The sequence below is a fragment of the Bacillus sp. BF2-3 genome (assembly GCF_008368795.1).
In the GTDB taxonomy this organism is placed as follows: Bacteria; Bacillota; Bacilli; order Bacillales; family Bacillaceae_G; genus Bacillus_A; species Bacillus_A cereus.
Map to the genome: position 1 here is coordinate 16,942 of NZ_QOSA01000027.1, position 17,097 is coordinate 34,038.

A 17,097-nucleotide genomic window follows, 5' to 3' on the forward strand; every position below is an offset into this window, starting at 1 on the left:
TGCAATTAAGCAGCTCTTTTTTTACAACTCATAAATCTCTTTATATTTCGCTTCTAAATAATCGGCTAAGTAGTTTGCATTTAAGCCTTCACCTGTTACATCTTCTAAAATTTCAAGTGGCTTTTTCGTTTTACCGTATTGGTGAATATGTTCTGTTAACCATTCACGAATTGGTGTTACGTTTCCTTCTTCTAATAATGCATCAAAGTTCGGAATGTCTTTTAACATTCTTTGCTTAAATTGCGCTGCATACATGTAACCAAGCGCATAAGATGGGAAGTATCCAAATGAGCCACCAGCCCAGTGAACATCTTGCAATACACCTTGTGCATCATTTTCCGGACGAATTCCTAAATATGCTTCCATCTTATCATTCCAAGCTGCTGGTAAGTCCTTCACTTGTAATGTACCATCAAATAATTCTTTCTCTAATTCATAACGCACCATAACATGAAGTGGGTATGTAAGCTCATCTGCTTCTATACGAATGAATGACGGCTTCGATTCGTTAATTGCATCATAAAACTCATCGACTGACATATCATCAAATTGACCATCGCTATACTCTTTTAATAAATCATAATTTTTCTTCCAGAATGATTTATTACGGCCGATAAAGTTCTCAAAGAATAATGATTGTGATTCGTGAATACCCATAGATGTACCACTGCAAAGTGGTGTACCTTCAAATTGTTCTGCAATGTTTTGTTCATATACTGCATGACCACATTCATGAATTGTTCCAAATACAGCCATACGGAAATCTTTTTCATCATAGCGTGTCGTAATACGAACATCCCCTCTATTTAATGTAATTTCGAAAGGATGTACTGTTTCATCAAGACGACCTGCTTCAAAGTCATAATTCAATTGCTTTAATAGTTCTAATGTAAAGTTCTTTTGTTTTTCTTTTGAAAACTGTTCCGATAAAGCACTTGTTTTTAATCCTTTTTTAGACTCAGAGATTTCTTTTACAAGCGGCACGATGCGCTCACGAAGTTGACCAAATACGTGATCTAAAACTTCTACTGTAATACCTGGCTCATACATGTCTAATAATGTATTATATTTATATATTTCATAACCCCAATATGTAATAAATTTCTTTTTAAATTCAACAATTTTTTCTAAGTACGGGCGGAACATTTCGAAATCAGATTTTTCGCGAGCTTCTTCCCACACACTCTCTGCTTTCGCTTCTAATTTCACATAAGCCTCATATTCAGCTTGTGGAATTTTTTTATTTCTATCATATTCTTTCCGACACTCTTCAACCATTTTCTTTGTCGTTTCAGAAAGTTTATCTTCACGTATTAAAGCTTCAAGTTCTGTTAAATAGTTTCCCATCTCATCTGAAGTCGACATAGCAAACACTTCTGACGAAAGCATACCAATTACTTCTGAACGCTGATCTACACCTTTTTTGGGTGCACCTGTTCTTAAATCCCAAAACATTAAACTTAATGCTTCTCCGTAATTTTGTATCTTCTTCACGTATGTTAAAAATTGTTTTTCTACTTCATATGTAGCAACTGTCATCGTATAAAAGCCTCCTTTTTCTACCTCAAATTTAATTCGACACAGAAACATAAATTCCTTTTATAATAGAAAAAAAGCTTGGCAAGCGCCAAGCTTTCTCCTTATAATTCTTTACCTTCTACTGGCAGTACATTTTTCACAGCTGCAACTACTTTCTCATCTTCTGAATCAGATAAGAAAATTGATATAGCACCTTTATCTTCACTTGTACGAATTAAACGCCCAATTCCTTGACGAAGTCGTAAAATCATATATGGTACATCTACATCCCAGAATGGATCATTTACGTGCTTACGTTTCGCTTCAAACACAGGATCGTTTGGAGGGAATGGTAAAGACCAAATAATAACGTGCGATAATGATGAACCAGGAATATCTAAACCTTCCCATAAATGAACCGCACAAAGTACAGTCTCTTCTTCATTTTGGAAACGAGAAACGAGCTGGCTAATTTCCTGATCTCCTTCATATAAGAACGGAACCGACATTTGCTCTTTACTTACATACTCTTTGAACGCTGCAAGCTCTTGCGTTGTACGGAATAATACAAGCGTACGTCCATTTGTTTTTTGTATATTTTCAAGTGTATATTGACACTTTCTTTCCCATTCATTTTCTTTCGTATGTGATAGTAAGTTTACTGTCATTTGCTCTTCGTAATCAAACGGTGAAGCAACTGAGAATGACAAGTAATCTTTTACCCCTAGGCTATTAGCTGTGAAAGCGAATGAATCGTTGTTCGATAATGTCGCAGAAGAGAAAATATACGGTATTTTCTTCGAGAATACTTTCTCTTGTAACACTTCTTCAACTGCACGTGGCATAATAACTAACGTGAAGGCACCATCACCTTCTTCACCCCAAGTAATTACATTTTTCTCGTGCATGAACAGACGAAGTGAATGTTCTAATACATCTAAATGCTCATCAACAATATTTAAATCATACGTGTTTACTGTATGCATTTCACTTTCGAATACTAATGCATCTCCAACTTCACCGATTTTTGCATAAAGTCGTTTCGCTTCAGCTGTTACTTTTTCTGTCACAGTAATTTCTAGACGATCAGAACCGGCAATTTCCTTTTTATTCTCTTGTAACACATCAAAGAATCGTTCAGTTTGCCAAATTGTTTCTTCTACTAAATGTGCAAACTCCTCACGAATATCGTTTTGTAGCAATCTCGTTAATAGTTGCTCCATCATCGTTTGCTTTAAACGGTATGTTAAAGCTTTTTGAGCTGCATATTCTACAAGATGTCCTTCATCGAATACAACGCAGCTACTTTCTGGTAATAATGGAATTTGCCCTTCACGCTTACGAGCATCGTACGTCCAAATATGATCCATATAGAAATCTTGAGAACAAATAATTAAATCTGCTGCTTTACGATAATGTTCACGAGAAAGAGTTTGTCCACAACGATGACGAGAATCACAAGTAAAGCAATCTTGGAAGTAATCCCAATTTACTTTTGACCATTCTTCGTCATTTAAAAGTGGAAATTCTTTTCTGTCACCATAGTGAGTAAAGTTTTGCATCGTACCATGATCGAATACAAACTGTGGTAACTCGTAATATACGTCTTCAATTACTTCTGGAGCTCGTCCACTCATAACATCTTCAAGTTTACGTAAGCATAAATAATTATCCATTGATTTTGCAAGCCTTACATCAACAGATAGCCCTAATGCTTCAGATAACTTAGCGATGTCCCCTTCATCTTTCACAAGCTGCTCAATTAACGTTTCATCTGCACAAGCAATAATAGCTGGTTTCCCAGTATAACGCGCGTAACAAATTGCATATAGAAGATATACAATTGTTTTCCCTGTTCCTACACCAGCTTCTGCGAACATAACTTTCTTTTCTTGGAAAGCGCGTTCTAACTGAAACGCCATAAAAATTTGTTCATCACGCTCTTCAAAGCCTTTTTCCGGAAGGATGTCGTAAAACACATCTCCAATCCACTCATTCAACTTATCATAAAAATTATCTTGTTTTCCTACTTCAAATGGTAATCTCTTCTCAGTAAACATCCTTAGCCTCCAACCAAAAAGTTTTTCTATAAAAAGATAATAGCAACTGCTACGCATATGTGTGCAGCCACTTTCCCCTGTTGCAATACATAGAAATTCACGAAAAAAAATTTTCCTTTCGAAAAAGGAAAATTTTCTTCTATATTAATGACTTTAAATACCGTTTATCAATCGCTGTTTCATGTGAAAGAGCTGACAAATATTCTTCTTGTGCTTTTTGTATTTCATCTACAATCGCACCTTGACTATCCACTTCTTTTCCGAGCTCATCATACGTACGGTGAATAGCTTTTTGAATCATTGATAATTGAAAATTATCCATATGACTTCCTCCTTTACGCATTACATAATAGCCAGTATATGCGCGCTAGAGGAGTTTTATACTATGAATTACGCGGTGGACGTTTTCCGAAGTATTGGTAGTAATCTGTACGGATAAATCCGTTAAACAGCTTACGCTTCTTCGACGCATCTTTTCCGTAACACTTCTCAAATGCTTCGTAGCTTGTTAATACATACGCTGACCATGTATCTAATGGGCGGAATACTTGTCCCATTTCTTTATACAGTTGTTCAACGAGTGCTTTTTCACTTAAACGTTCTCCGTATGGAGGATTCGTTACAACGTAGCCATAATCCTCTTTTGTTGTGAAATCTTTTACTTGCATTTGTTTAAATGTAATTAAATCGCCTAAGCCTACTTCTTCTGCGTTATCTTGAGCAACTCGAATCATACGATGATCAATATCTGATCCAATGATTTGTAATCGTTGATCATAGTTCGCTAAATCTTCAGCTTCTTGACGAGCTTCACGCCAGTTTTGTTTACCTACCCAGCCCCACTCGTCAGATGCGAAACCACGGTTAAATCCTGGTGCAATGTTTTGTCCAATTAATGCTGCTTCAATCGGAATTGTACCTGATCCACAGAATGGATCAACAAATGGACGATCTGGCTTCCAGTTTGTTAATTTAATTAAAGACGCAGCTAATGTTTCTTTTAACGGAGCTTCCCCTTGATCCATACGGTATCCACGTTTATGAAGCCCAACACCGCTCGCATCAATTGTTAATGTTGCAATATCCTTGAGCATTGCAATCTCGATACGGAATAACGGACCATCTTCTTCAAACCAAGTTGTACGTTTATATGTTGTTTTTAATTTTTCAACGACAGCTTTTTTAACGATACGTTGGCAATCCGAAACACTGAATAATTCAGATTTTAAAGATTTACCGATAACAGGGAATTCACCATTCTCTGGAATATAATCTCCCCAGTTTAATGCTTTTGTTTTTTCAAATAGCTCATCAAATGTCGTTGCTTTAAATTCGCCAACTTTAATTTTTACACGGTCCGCAGTACGTAACCATAAGTTCGTACGACAAATCGCCTTTTCATCTGCTTCAAATGTTACTTTGCTGTTTTCTACTTGACATTCATAACCAAGATCGCGAACTTCTCGGGCAACTAACGCTTCAATACCCATTGCCGCTGTTGCAATTAAAGTAACTTTTCCCATTTGCATTCACCTCTTATGTATATTCAAACAATAATTAATAGCAATTGGTCCTATTAATTATTACATTTTACGAAAAATTTTCTCATTAACCATTTTAACTCATACTTTATAACTTCATACAAATAAAAAGCCCTCCTCTAACAAAGGAGAGCTGAGTTATTTCATAGTTGGTTCATAACGTTCTGTAAGCCATGTTCTGTTCCTTTGTACTACAAACGGCCCACGCCTCGTACTCCGGTGGCAATCATCTATCTACAGGTTATAAAACCTGTCCTTTCCCGTCGTTCATTTCCTTGGAAAAGATTCCCCTACCATTATTTGGGTTTCTCGCTCGTGGGGTTTACCTCGTTCCACTCCTATCATTTCTTCAAGGACTTCGTCACTGTGGCACTTTAAAGGTAGTCAAACCATATCCGAAAGGACTTAGGTTTTTTCCCTGCCGTTAAACCAGCCTTACAGCCAGAATACCCTAGCTTATGAATTGGCTAGGCACGAACACTACAGCCATCTCAGGCCGTGCGAGCATGGACTTTCCTCTACAACGTTGGCGTTGCAGCGATTACCCAAACGTTATGACATCCATTAGTATAGTGGAAACAAAAAGATTTTGCAACGTTTTTTTCTATGTAAAATGCTTAAACCTTTTCCCACCTTACATCATTCGTATAACTTACTTCCAAATACAGCTTTTTCTAAGTTAGATAAGCGTTTTAAAATATCCGTATTCGTGTTGTTATAAACCGGTTGTGCAACTGGTGTTTGTACAGGTTGTTGTGGAACTTGCGTTACTGCTAGTTTTTGTTCCTCTAATTCACGCTTTAAACGAGCATTTTGTTGCTTTAATTGCTCAAACTCTTTGTGGAAAGCTTCATAGTCTTTAATGATCATATCAAGAAACTTGTCTACTTCTTCTTGCTGATAACCTCTCATACCTGTTTTAAATTCTTTTTCTAAAATATCTTTCGCTGTTAATTTAATTTTATCCGAAATCATTTTCTTCACCTCAAATTTTTACCAAAACTTTCATTAACTAAATTTTTTCAGAAACAATGCTTTTTGTCAATCATATATACGAGTACTATATTACATATTACTCTGCATTATTCCACTGTTCCTCTTCTATTATATCTTGTAAATCAGAAAAAAGAATGAAATAACTGTGATAATTTTCTATTTCTCCTTTTTTCTTTGCTGATTCTACAATATATTTGGGACTTCCTGGTTTTTCTTCATCGTATACCGCTAAAAGCGCATCACTTTTTTCAATAAAAAATTGATTTTTTAATTTAAATTGCTCTGGGCTTTCATACTTCCGTTTCGTGATACTATCAACATGGTCTGCTTGAGAAAGAATAAATTCGTAATATTCACGATTATCTTCTTTCCAATTTTCTTCTTGTTCTAAAAACGGAGTGAATACCGCTAATTTTAAATCAGGATATTCTACTTGCATTTCAAAAACAACTTCAGCAGCCCATAATTCTACACCTAATTGGCCGCTTATTATAACCCATTCTAAACCATCTTCTACAAAAGTGATTAATTTACGGTGTAATGCTTTCTTTATACACTCCACTCCTGGATGATCATTTTTAAATATTCCAAGTTCAAATGGCTTATATCCTGTTACTGCAATAACTTTCATATCAACACTCCAATTACAAAAAAAGAACTAGCATTTCGCTAGTTCTAACATATCATTTACTTTTTAAATATTCCACCAACGTTTGGTCCGATATTTGGACCTACTGGTGATACATTGTTTGGTAAAAACGGTGATACATTTGGTCCTGGTCCAAACGGTGATACATTCGGTCCTGGCCCAAATGGAGATATTTGATGACCGTGGTGATGATGATGATGATGACCATGGCCACACGGTCCACATCCGCCACCGAATCCTGGGTCGATTGGGTCCACAACATTTACATTTGAATTTGTTTGCGGGAAGAAGTTTTGGTTTTTAATTTGTTGATGATGTACATGTGTTGTATGTGTTGGGAAAATGTGTGGCACCACCGTTGTTGAAAAAGAGTGTGTTACGCATTGTTTCGTCGGATGAATGACAGGAGCAGTCGTACAAATAGGTCCTGTAGGCTTATGCCCTCCAAAGCAAGGATGACAATGATGCATAGTTTTTTCTCTCCTCTCTCGTTAAAAAAATCTGATTACACTTTACAGTATGAGAAAAGAGAGAAAGCCGTTTGTTATATATACCCATTTATTACAAGGAAATTTGTCTAGTCCTTTATTTCATTTACATTGTTTTTATAGACAATTCTTCAACATCACTTACCAAAAAAGCCTCCAACTTGCTTTACAATACCTGTCACTTGATTCATCGCATTCATCATTTGTCCAGCTGTATTCATCATTTTATTTACATCATAGTTACCATCTGATGTTTTAAATTGAGAAACAAAACTAGAAAACTGACTTGGCTGTTGTTGCTTTTGCTTACCCTGCGTCGGGTACGGTTGTTTTGGTGGATAAAACATCGCTTGTTGATTAGCATACGGAGATGGTGGTGGCATATAATATTGCGAATTCATATAAGGCTGCTGCTGTGGTTGATTCATGTATGGTTGCTGAGCTTGTGATTGTTGAGCTTGATTCACATAAGGTTGCTGCTGCTGTTGTGGTTGTTGAGCTTGATTCACATAAGGTTGCTGCTGTTGTGGTTGTTGAGCTTGATTCATAAAGGACACTTCAAACGGTTGATAATAATTTTGATTTCCATAATAAGGCTCGAAAGGATACATATTATACCGTAAATATGTATCCGTATTATATTGGTACATATTTTGCTGTGCATATGGATTCGTTTGCTGATATAAGTTAGGTTGTTGAAACATGCATTCTCTCCTCCTTCACATAAGTTTCTACATATATAATATGTACCTATAAAATAATATGTGTGATGGAGTATCTGTCTATTTTTGTCGGAAGTTTAAATTTTTAAAAAATTAAAAAAGAAAACCCTTCCATGCTATGATAATGAAGAAGAAGATTCTCATGGGGGAGGAATCAACATGGTATTAGGGGATTTAAAACAAGCGTTTTCTCAAAAAAAGGGGTATTGCACAGAGAATGCAAATGAATTATTAGACTTTGCGAGACATTGGTATCTCGAAGGAAAAATATGCATATCAGATTATCGAACATTAATAAAAGAATTAGAAATAAACGGCGCAACAAAACCTACAACAATGACAGAAGCATAAAAATAACAAGAGGGCTCTCCCTCTTGTTATTTACATTGCTCAACTATATTTTGCAAAGTATACGAAATGGCTTGGTGTGTTTCAAAGAATCGTTTACCTTTACCTTTATTTACAAAGCATTGCAACACATTCGTTTGTAAATTATCATATACTTGATCAATTTGCTGTACATGTATATATTTTGGCTTTTCTTCTTTAATCCACTTATAAGCTAATTCTTTCCACTTCTTTAATTCCTCATCTACCATATCTACAAACGGTTTCATATCCTTATAAAAGTCGTATTCGGTTAGTTCTCTCTTTTTTACATTCGCTTCATTATTATACTGCATGAGTTTTTCTGAAGACTGTATTAATGCTTCATTCTTCATTTCTTTCCCACCTTATTATGCACTCACTACGACGTTTTGAAATGTCTTTACCCAATTCCCTTTCTCTTCGTGATGCACTAATTTATTTTCCATATGTTCAATATGCATTTCTGTTATTTCTATCTTATTGCATATTTTTTCACTCGCATCCTTTAATGCATGATTCATTCTAATCCCTATATTCATTTCCAGCAAATCGAGAGAACTTAACATTTGATCCATTTTTTTCATTACATCTTCCTTCTGAACCATCGCCATATACAAAACGCCTCCTTCTTTGCTTTTCCTTTGTCATGTAATTTCGCCGAATGATTCACCACTCCTGCCCACATGACAAAACTAGTTGTTATTCGTCAAAGAAATCATTTCGTATGTCATTTATAGAAATGGTAACAATACAAAAAGGAGGTGTATTACAATGGCAAAGAACAAAAATGAAAAAAAGAAAAACCAAAACAAACAACAAAATAAACCCGAGACTGGCAATCCAAAGCTAGATGGTCCAAACTTCCCTGCTACATAAAGCGAGACTTTATTACGAACAGTTAAATTTCAAGTCACCCTTAATCTCCTACTAGCATTACGTTTTGAGATTAAAGTTGTAGCACACATAGCAGGATTGTTTCAAATTAAGAAGTCCCGTCTTCAAAATGGAAGACGGGACTTCTTTTTTATTATATCATGAACTCATCCATCCTTTTAGCAAAACGATTTGCCATAGATAGCCTATAGATTTGTTCTCTCTTTCTTCTATACCATTCTGTTATATTAACTTCCCCTTTAGGTTCTTCAGGTACAAATAGCACATTCATTTTCATATTTGCACAAAACCAATCTCTCATTTTTATTTCTTCATGTAAAATAACAGGATAAATATCTCTAAGTGTTGGCGTATAAGACTTTCGAGTTTCCTTTGCGTAAACTTCATAATCTTCTCTAGACCCAGTATGTGTAGTTTGCAATGCAAACTTATAAAACGAACCATTATAAATTGGATGAAACAATAACCATGCTAATTTTTTTCCTAGTTCTATACGCTGTTGTAACGTTTCAAATTGATAAACCGAAAATCCATACATTCTCCCTTCAATTGTTGGGAAGATAACTGCACTAATATGAAGTCTTTCTTGTACTTTAAAAAGTGCAGTATGGAATACATGTTTTTTAAAATATGTGTTCTCAATGACTGGTTTTTGAATTTTATTTTGTTCATTTATAATAAGCGCTGTCATAAGCCTATTCATATCTCTTCTTTCCCAGAAAAGTAACCATTCTTTTTCCATAAAAATTGATACGTTGAAATATTGCAACAAATGAAAGAGAGGTGCACGTCTCTTCTTACTTTCCTCATACAATAATAGCTGAGGAAATGCATCTAAAAAAATAATCCAATTAGCCTGTTCGTACAGAATAAATAAATGTTTTTTTACCGTTCTAGGTAAAACAGTAGCATAATATCTCCCTTCTAAATCAGTCATATTCCAGCCCGCATTTCTCGAAACCATACTCGCTAAAAAGGCCCACCTGATTTCACTATTTCTTAAATAATATTCTTGATAAGATTGTGTCCGAGAAATATTGTCCACATTAGCTATTTCTGTTTTCTTTTTAATATTGTGAATGATTGCTTTTTCTTCCTCTGTACAAAAATTTTTTTCTCGATTTTGTTTCATTTTCATATAATCATTCCATGTAAACATAAATAAGTCATCATACCTTTCATCAAAAAGGTCACATCTTTTTTCATTTTTTGATATAATCACCTTTGTAAGTAATTCTTAGCAAGTTGGGGGTGGACACACTATGACCATTCGTTACCCAAATGGAAAAAGGTATAATCAAGCTTCACAACCTCAAAAAACACCTATAAAAACACATACTTATAGTAATAGAGGTATGTCCCTTGAAGAGGAATTGAATGAAACAAATCAATATTACTTAACCCATAATATTGCATGTGTACATAAAAAGCCTACACCTCTTCAAATTGTAAAAGTAGATTACCCCGCTCGAAGTGCTGCAGTGGTAAAAGAAGCGTATTTTAAACAACCTTCTACAACAGATTACAACGGTGTATACAAAGGGAAATACATCGATTTTGAAGCAAAGGAAACAAAAAATAAAACTAGTTTCCCACTTCAAAACTTCCACCTTCATCAAATTGAACATATGAAGCAAGTGGTTGCTCATAATGGAATTGCATTTGTTATTATTAAATTTACACTTTTTGATGAATTTTATTTACTAGATGCAAAACATATTATTGCATTTTGGAATCGTCAAAATACTGGTGGACGCAAGTCGATTACGAAAGAAGAAATAGAAGAGCATGGATCCTTATTATCATGCGGTTATCACCCTCGGATTGACTATATCCGTGTACTAGACATGGTTTATTTTTCGTGATAGAGTCATCACTAAGGCTCTTTTTTCGACTTTTGGGGGAGAGAATGAAAGGTAGGAGAAAGTATAATGTCAGATAATTATCGTTCTCGTACAGAACGAAATCATGTGAAAAATCAAGAGAAAAAAACACATAAAGAAGAAAAACCAAAGAAAAAAGGCTCCTTTTTCAAGAAATTTCTTATAGGTTGTCTACTTCTTGGTATCGTTGGACTTGTAGCCGGCGTTTCCGCTTTCTTTGTTATGGTAAAGGATGCTCCAAAATTAGACAAAGCCAAACTTGTTAATCCTTTATCAACAAAGTTTCTTGATAAAAACGGGAATTTCTTCTATGAATACGGTGCTGAAAAACGAACACACGTTACTTATGATCAAATTCCAAAAGTAGTTGAAAATGCATTCCTTGCAACTGAGGATTCGCGTTTCTATGATCATAATGGAATTGATTTTAAACGAACTACAAAAGCAGTTATGGAAAATGTCACTGGTGGTTTCGGTTCCCAAGGTGGTAGTACGATTACACAGCAAGTCGTTAAAAACTACTTTCTAACGATGGACAAAACTGCTAAAAGAAAAGTACAAGAATGGTACTTATCTTACAAATTAGAGCAACAATACTCTAAACATGAGATTTTAGAAATGTACTTAAATAAGATTAATTTAGGTAACCGTTCATACGGTATTGCGACAGCAGCGCAAAAATATTATGGTAAAGATTTAAAAGACTTGCAATTACATGAAGCTGCTATGCTCGCTGGTTTACCCCAAGGTCCAAACATTTATGATCCAACAAAAAAGGAAAATGTTGAACGAGCAACAAATCGTCGTAATGTCGTATTATCATTAATGAATCGACATGGTTATATAACAAAAGAAGAAATGAATAACGCCGTTAAGATCCCAGTAACTGAGGGCCTTCAACCGTCTTCAGAAGTAACTGAGATGAAGTATCAAGCATTTTTAGATGCGGTTGTAAAAGAAGTTGAAAAAGAATATCCTGATGTAAATATCGGTTCAGATGGTTTAACGATTCATACAACACTTGATCAAGATGCTCAAGATTACGCTGAAAAAATTATGGATGGTAATCTTATTAAGTATCCAAACGATCAATTCCAAGGATCATTCGTATTTATGGATACACAATCTGGAGAAGTTCGAGCAATTGGTGCTGGACGTAAAGAAAATAAGTCCACTTTCAAAGGTCATAATATGGCAACTGATTTAAAACGCCAAGTTGGTTCAACAATGAAACCAATTTTCGACTACGGTCCAGCGATTGAGAATCTTCAATGGTCTACTTACCATCAATTAAATGACTCTGAATATACTTATTCGGATGGCACAAAGATTAAAAATGCTACAGGGAGTTTTAAAGGTGACGTTTCACTTCGTGAAGCATTGAAGAAGTCATTAAACATCCCGGCTTTAAAGACAGCTCAAACAGTTGGACTTAATAAATCAAAAGAGTTTGCTGAAGGTTTAGGCATGACATTTGAAAATGGAGTACATGAATCTACTGCAATTGGTAGTAACGATAGTTCTCCATTAGCAGTAGCAGGTGCATATGCAACCTTCGGTAATAGTGGTAACTATAATAAACCACACTTCGTAAAAGAAGTAACCTTCCCGGACGGGAAAAAGAAAAGCTTTAAACCGAAAGAACAACGCGCTATGCAAGACTATACAGCTTACATGGTAACTGACGTTCTTCGTGACGTAGTAAAACCTGGTTCTGGTGGTACAGGACCAACAGCATATGTTTCAGGTGTTGACGTAGCGGGTAAAACTGGAACGCAAAACTTTGATGCAAAAGATTTAAAGAAATACGGCATTCCAGCTGATGCAAACAGGGATAGCTGGTTCGCTGGATATACACCACAATATACGATGGCTGTATGGACTGGTTACGTAAAGAATGGTCCAGAAAACTACATTAGTGATCGTTATACTAAAATTGCACAGCAAATGTTCCAAGTAATGATGAGCAAATTCGCTACAGATAAATCTCGCTTTGAACGTCCTTCTTCTGTACAAGAAATAAACGGAGAATTATACGTAAAAGGTGCGAAAAAAGATGCAATTAAACAAATTAAAGTAGATGCCCCTAGTGGTCTGAATGTCACTTTTGATGGCGCTAGCACAGTTACACTAAACTGGTCTGGACCAGCAGAAGTCGATGCATATGCAGCCAGCTATAAAGCAACTGATGGTTCAAGTGGTAGCCTATCAATAAGTGGTACGACAGCTACTCTTGGTGGTATTAAACCAGGTGTTACTTACAGCTTCTCTGTAGTAGCGAAAAAAGGCACTGGAACAAGCCCAGCAGTTGGTGCATCCTTCACTGCGCCTGGCGGAACTCCAGATGCGAAAAAAGCTGAAGAAGAGGCTAAGAAAAAGGCCGATGAAGAAGCTAAGAAAAAAGCTGATGAAGAAGCCCAGAAAAAGGCTAATGAAGATAAAGTAAAACAAGACGAAGCTAAGAAAAAGGCTGAAGAAGAGGCTAAGAAACAACAAGAACAACAGCAAGAACAACAACGTAAACAGCAAGAAGAAGCTCAAAAGAAAGCTGATGAGGAAGCTAGAAGAAAAGCTGAAGAAGAAGCTAAGAAAAAAGCTGATGAAGAAGCTAAGAAGAAAGCTGAAGAAGAGGCCAAGAAAAAAGCTGAAGAAGAGGCTAAGAAACAACAAGAACAGCAACACCAAAATACCGGAGGAGATACACCTCACGCAGACGGTGCTGTTGTTACAACAGAGTCCTAATATACAAAAAAAAGAAGTCCGTTTCTCTTAACGAGAAGCGGACTTCTTTTTTGTTATCATTTTCTTTACATACAGCTTTTCTATTTCGATATACAACTGCGCTAATTGAATATAAGAATGATAATTACTCGGTTTCTTTATAATGAATGAATATCTTTCCATAAAATTAACAGGTTGCACTTTTAATTTATTCGTATTTATTTGCATTTCATTCAAACTATGAACAGGTTGTTCATTTAGCCAATAGACAACCGATAACAAGTGAGCTGCAAAAAGAATCATTGGTCCCTCAGCCTCTTGCTTATTTCTATTTCGAAACAGTATAGCAATGTCTTCATGCTTATTTTTCCATACATTCAACATCGCTGGAATGCTGTTTTCAATTTCCTTCCACGGCTCATACTGTCTTTCAATATCAAATATAAAGTAAGTATTTTGTATTATCTCTTCAAAAGAATTGTCTGTATGATACTTAATTAAATTTACACTTTCTTTAAAAAATGGTAAACAGTGAAATTCTTTCGGTATTTCTATAACTCGCTCCATCCTTTATTTCACCTTCATTCGCTTCTTTCCTTCACGACATACTTCTAACAGTCTGCACTCCTCACATTGCGGTCGTTGTGCTTTACAGTGATAACGTCCAAAGAAAATCATACGATGATGTGTAACTCCCCACTCATCCATCGGTACTTTCTTCATTAATGTTTTTTCTACTTCTAACACCGAATCTTTCCATCTACAAATCGCTAACCGTTTACTCACTCTTTCTACATGCGTATCAACAGCAATTGCCGGGATGCCATACGCTACCGAAACAACTACATTTGCTGTTTTTCTCCCTACTCCTGGTAATTTCGTCAACTCGTCACGGTCTTCTGGAACTTTTCCATTGTAATCATCCAGCAACATCTGACACAATTTTTGAATGTTTTTTGCTTTATTTCTATACAACCCAATAGAACGTATATCTTGTTGTAACTCTTCCAAAGATACACTTAAATAATCTTCTGGTGTTTTATATTTTTGAAATAAATTTTTCGTCACTTTATTTACAAGTGCATCTGTACATTGTGCAGATAGTGCCACCGCGATTACTAATTCAAAAGGATTCTCATGAATTAATTCACAATGTGCTTCTGGATACATATCCGCCATTGTGTCTAAACAATAGCGAATTTGCGTTTTATTTAACATATACTTCCTCCTATATTACTGCTCCAACCAATTATAAAAAGGCACTTTTCCAGTAAATTTCGTCTCTTGTTTTGTCATTTGTTGTGCTCTTTGTTGATTCGCTCTAAATTTTTGACCTTGATTTTGAGCCTGATCTACCGTTTTAATTCCATTCTTTTTCCACTCAAATAAAATACGATCAATATATCGGAAATTTAGTTTTCCACTCATTACAGCTTCTCTAAGAGCCGCTTGAATTAAATTTGGATGATGTTGATCTTGGTCCTCCCACATTCCTAACGTTTCACATTCGAACGGCGAAAGTGGTCTTCCAAATTCTTTTTCAAATACTGTATATAAATTTACTTGCAGCTGTTTTTTTTCTTTTTGCTCTTCCTCTATTGATTCATCCATTAAGAAATGTAATATTTTTTCCCATAACGGTTGTAAAGAATAACTTTCGCACATCATCGCTTCTGATCTTTGTCCACCTTCTAGTGATAAAAACCCTTTTTGAATCAATGCTTGAATTACTTCCATACATTTCATTTCCGTTATCGTCATCCGTTCAGAAATCTCTGATGGAGTCGGAAACGAATTACCTGATTCTAAAAATGTGTGTACATGAAGTACGACCATAAATTCCGTCTCATTTAAACCTAATTTTTTATAATGCATCATAAGTAATTTTGGAATTGCAATGCTTCCCTGCTCAAACCACTGTAACATCATTTTCTTTTTCATCACCAAACACCTCGCTCTCTAGTATAACACACCTTTAGCTATTTCTTTTTGCCACAATTCGTCAAAAAAACCTCCCTATTAATGGGGAGGTTTTTTATATTACATGAATGAAATATAAAATTAAGCTTGCACTTTACTTTTCATAAATGTATGGATACGCTCTAATGCTTTCTCTACTTGTTCAAGAGATGTCGCATATGATAAGCGAACATTATTTGGAGCACCAAATCCTGTACCTGGTACAAGAGCCACTTTTTCCTCTTCTAATAGAGCTTTTGCCCAATCATCAACTGTTGCATATCCTGATAAAGCTACAGCTTCTTTTACGTTAGGGAATAAGTAAAATGCACCTTGCGGTTTAATGCAAGTAAAGCCAGGGATTTGAATTAATTTATCATAAATGATGTTTAATCTCTCTTCAAAGGCTTGACGCATTGTTTCCACAGGTTCTTGTGAGCCTGCATATGCCGCAATTGCGCCGTATTGAGCGATTGAAGTAGGGTTTGACGTACTATGACTCGCTAAGTTCGTCATCGCTTTAATAAGCTGCTTATTTCCTGCAGCATATCCAATACGCCATCCTGTCATAGAATGAGATTTAGATACACCATTAATAATAAGTGTTTGTTCTTTTAATGCATTAGAAAGCTGGGCAATTGAAGTATATTCTACGCCACCATAAATTAATTTTTCATAAATTTCATCAGAAACGATTAAAATATCATGTTCTAAACATACTTCTCCAAGCTGTTGTAATTCTTCTTTGCTATAAATCATTCCTGTTGGATTGCTCGGTGAATTAATAATAACTGCTTTCGTTTTCTCTGTAATTGCCTCACGCAGCTGCTTTGCTGTAATTTTGTACTCATTGTCTTCTAAACCTTCTACATAAACCGGCTTACCGCCAGCAAGCTTTACTTGCTCTGGATAGCTTACCCAGTAAGGAGTTGGGATGATAACTTCATCTCCCTCATCAAGTAATACTTGGAATAATGTATACAATGCATGCTTTGCACCATTACATACAATAATTTCAGATGGATCATACGCAATACCTTGATCGCGAGTAAATTTCTTCACAATTTCTTGTTTTAACGATTGTAATCCACCTGTTGGTGTATACTTCGTATGCCCTTCTAACATCGCTTTATGTGCAGCATCCATAATATGCTCTGGTGTATTAAAGTCAGGTTCCCCTGCCCCTAATGCAATTACATCATGACCCTCTGCTTTTAATGCTTGTGCCTTTGCTGTAATTTCTAAAGTTGAAGACGGTGTTAAAGCAGCTACTCGCTTTGCTAATTTCATTTGTAGT

At 35.6% G+C, this 17,097-nt stretch carries 19 protein-coding genes and 1 other RNA gene; 4 read left to right on the forward strand and 16 right to left on the reverse strand.

The window, feature by feature from the left end; translation table 11 throughout:
- Positions 1-21: 21 nt before the first annotated feature.
- The 9 genes from ypwA to DN401_RS20205 form a co-directional block, all read right to left on the reverse strand.
- Positions 22-1,539 carry a carboxypeptidase gene (gene ypwA, locus DN401_RS20165; RefSeq protein ID WP_121868165.1) on the reverse strand — a complete coding sequence of 506 codons (1,518 nt, stop codon included), beginning with the start codon at positions 1,537-1,539 and terminating at the stop codon, positions 22-24.
- A gap of 101 nt (positions 1,540-1,640) precedes the next feature.
- Entirely contained in the window at positions 1,641-3,578 is a 1,938-nt protein-coding gene (locus DN401_RS20170; RefSeq protein ID WP_149287911.1) for an ATP-dependent DNA helicase, read from the reverse strand.
- 139 nt (positions 3,579-3,717) lie between these two features.
- Complete coding sequence (locus DN401_RS20175; RefSeq protein ID WP_000368570.1) at positions 3,718-3,900, reverse strand: DUF3921 domain-containing protein; 183 nt, start codon at positions 3,898-3,900, stop codon at positions 3,718-3,720.
- A gap of 61 nt (positions 3,901-3,961) precedes the next feature.
- Positions 3,962-5,101, reverse strand: a complete 1,140-nt coding sequence (locus DN401_RS20180) for a THUMP domain-containing class I SAM-dependent RNA methyltransferase (RefSeq protein WP_000521224.1) — start codon at positions 5,099-5,101, stop codon at positions 3,962-3,964.
- A gap of 180 nt (positions 5,102-5,281) precedes the next feature.
- Positions 5,282-5,672: RNase P RNA component class B (gene rnpB, locus DN401_RS20185), an RNA gene on the reverse strand.
- An 86-nt stretch (positions 5,673-5,758) separates the two neighbouring features.
- Positions 5,759-6,094 (reverse strand): cell division regulator GpsB, encoded by a 336-nt coding sequence (gene gpsB / locus DN401_RS20190; protein ID WP_000622431.1) that lies wholly within the window; start codon positions 6,092-6,094, stop codon positions 5,759-5,761.
- Between the two features lie 97 nt (positions 6,095-6,191).
- Positions 6,192-6,746, reverse strand: a complete 555-nt coding sequence (locus tag DN401_RS20195) for an SLOG family protein (RefSeq protein ID WP_000862908.1) — start codon at positions 6,744-6,746, stop codon at positions 6,192-6,194.
- Between the two features lie 56 nt (positions 6,747-6,802).
- A complete protein-coding gene (locus DN401_RS20200) occupies positions 6,803-7,234 on the reverse strand; it encodes a CotD family spore coat protein (protein ID WP_000546272.1) in 432 nt (143 codons plus the stop codon).
- 155 nt (positions 7,235-7,389) lie between these two features.
- Positions 7,390-7,956 carry a YppG family protein gene (locus DN401_RS20205; protein ID WP_000487608.1) on the reverse strand — a complete coding sequence of 189 codons (567 nt, stop codon included), beginning with the start codon at positions 7,954-7,956 and terminating at the stop codon, positions 7,390-7,392.
- Positions 7,957-8,133: 177 nt separating this feature from the next.
- Between DN401_RS20205 and DN401_RS20210 the strand changes: the two genes are divergently transcribed.
- Entirely contained in the window at positions 8,134-8,325 is a 192-nt protein-coding gene (locus DN401_RS20210; RefSeq protein WP_000242652.1) for a YppF family protein, read from the forward strand.
- A 26-nt stretch (positions 8,326-8,351) separates the two neighbouring features.
- On the opposite strand, the gene DN401_RS20215 is transcribed toward DN401_RS20210, so the two are convergent.
- Positions 8,352-8,696, reverse strand: a complete 345-nt coding sequence (locus DN401_RS20215; protein ID WP_000786939.1) for a YppE family protein — start codon at positions 8,694-8,696, stop codon at positions 8,352-8,354.
- Positions 8,697-8,711: 15 nt separating this feature from the next.
- On the reverse strand, positions 8,712-8,954 hold the full coding sequence (locus DN401_RS20220) for a hypothetical protein (RefSeq protein WP_001252036.1): 243 nt from the start codon (positions 8,952-8,954) through the stop codon (positions 8,712-8,714).
- Positions 8,955-9,039: 85 nt separating this feature from the next.
- Here DN401_RS20220 and DN401_RS30485 point away from each other — a divergent pair, with 85 nt between their 5' ends.
- Positions 9,040-9,219, forward strand: a complete 180-nt coding sequence (locus tag DN401_RS30485) for a hypothetical protein (RefSeq protein ID WP_001987054.1) — start codon at positions 9,040-9,042, stop codon at positions 9,217-9,219.
- Between the two features lie 151 nt (positions 9,220-9,370).
- On the opposite strand, the gene DN401_RS20225 is transcribed toward DN401_RS30485, so the two are convergent.
- Positions 9,371-10,396, reverse strand: coding sequence for a DUF2515 domain-containing protein (locus tag DN401_RS20225; RefSeq protein WP_000495659.1), 1,026 nt, complete (start codon positions 10,394-10,396; stop codon positions 9,371-9,373).
- Between the two features lie 103 nt (positions 10,397-10,499).
- Here DN401_RS20225 and recU point away from each other — a divergent pair, with 103 nt between their 5' ends.
- Positions 10,500-11,102, forward strand: coding sequence for a Holliday junction resolvase RecU (recU, locus tag DN401_RS20230; RefSeq protein ID WP_000155598.1), 603 nt, complete (start codon positions 10,500-10,502; stop codon positions 11,100-11,102).
- 66 nt (positions 11,103-11,168) lie between these two features.
- The gene (locus DN401_RS20235) at positions 11,169-13,862 is read left to right on the forward strand and encodes a PBP1A family penicillin-binding protein (protein ID WP_001283090.1); all 2,694 of its coding nucleotides are present in this window, start codon (positions 11,169-11,171) and stop codon (positions 13,860-13,862) included.
- A 27-nt stretch (positions 13,863-13,889) separates the two neighbouring features.
- On the opposite strand, the gene DN401_RS20240 is transcribed toward DN401_RS20235, so the two are convergent.
- The 4 genes from DN401_RS20240 to aspB all read right to left on the reverse strand — a co-directional run bounded on the left by DN401_RS20240 (position 13,890) and on the right by aspB (position 17,090).
- On the reverse strand, positions 13,890-14,408 hold the full coding sequence (locus DN401_RS20240) for a YpoC family protein (protein WP_000442650.1): 519 nt from the start codon (positions 14,406-14,408) through the stop codon (positions 13,890-13,892).
- Positions 14,409-14,411: 3 nt separating this feature from the next.
- On the reverse strand, positions 14,412-15,059 hold the full coding sequence (gene nth, locus DN401_RS20245) for an endonuclease III (protein ID WP_000933030.1): 648 nt from the start codon (positions 15,057-15,059) through the stop codon (positions 14,412-14,414).
- Positions 15,060-15,074: 15 nt separating this feature from the next.
- Entirely contained in the window at positions 15,075-15,782 is a 708-nt protein-coding gene (dnaD, locus tag DN401_RS20250) for a DNA replication protein DnaD (protein ID WP_000728542.1), read from the reverse strand.
- 120 nt (positions 15,783-15,902) lie between these two features.
- Positions 15,903-17,090: an aspartate transaminase AspB gene (gene aspB / locus DN401_RS20255; protein WP_000761560.1), complete on the reverse strand. Its 1,188-nt coding sequence runs from the start codon at positions 17,088-17,090 to the stop codon at positions 15,903-15,905.
- Positions 17,091-17,097 lie beyond the last annotated feature (7 nt).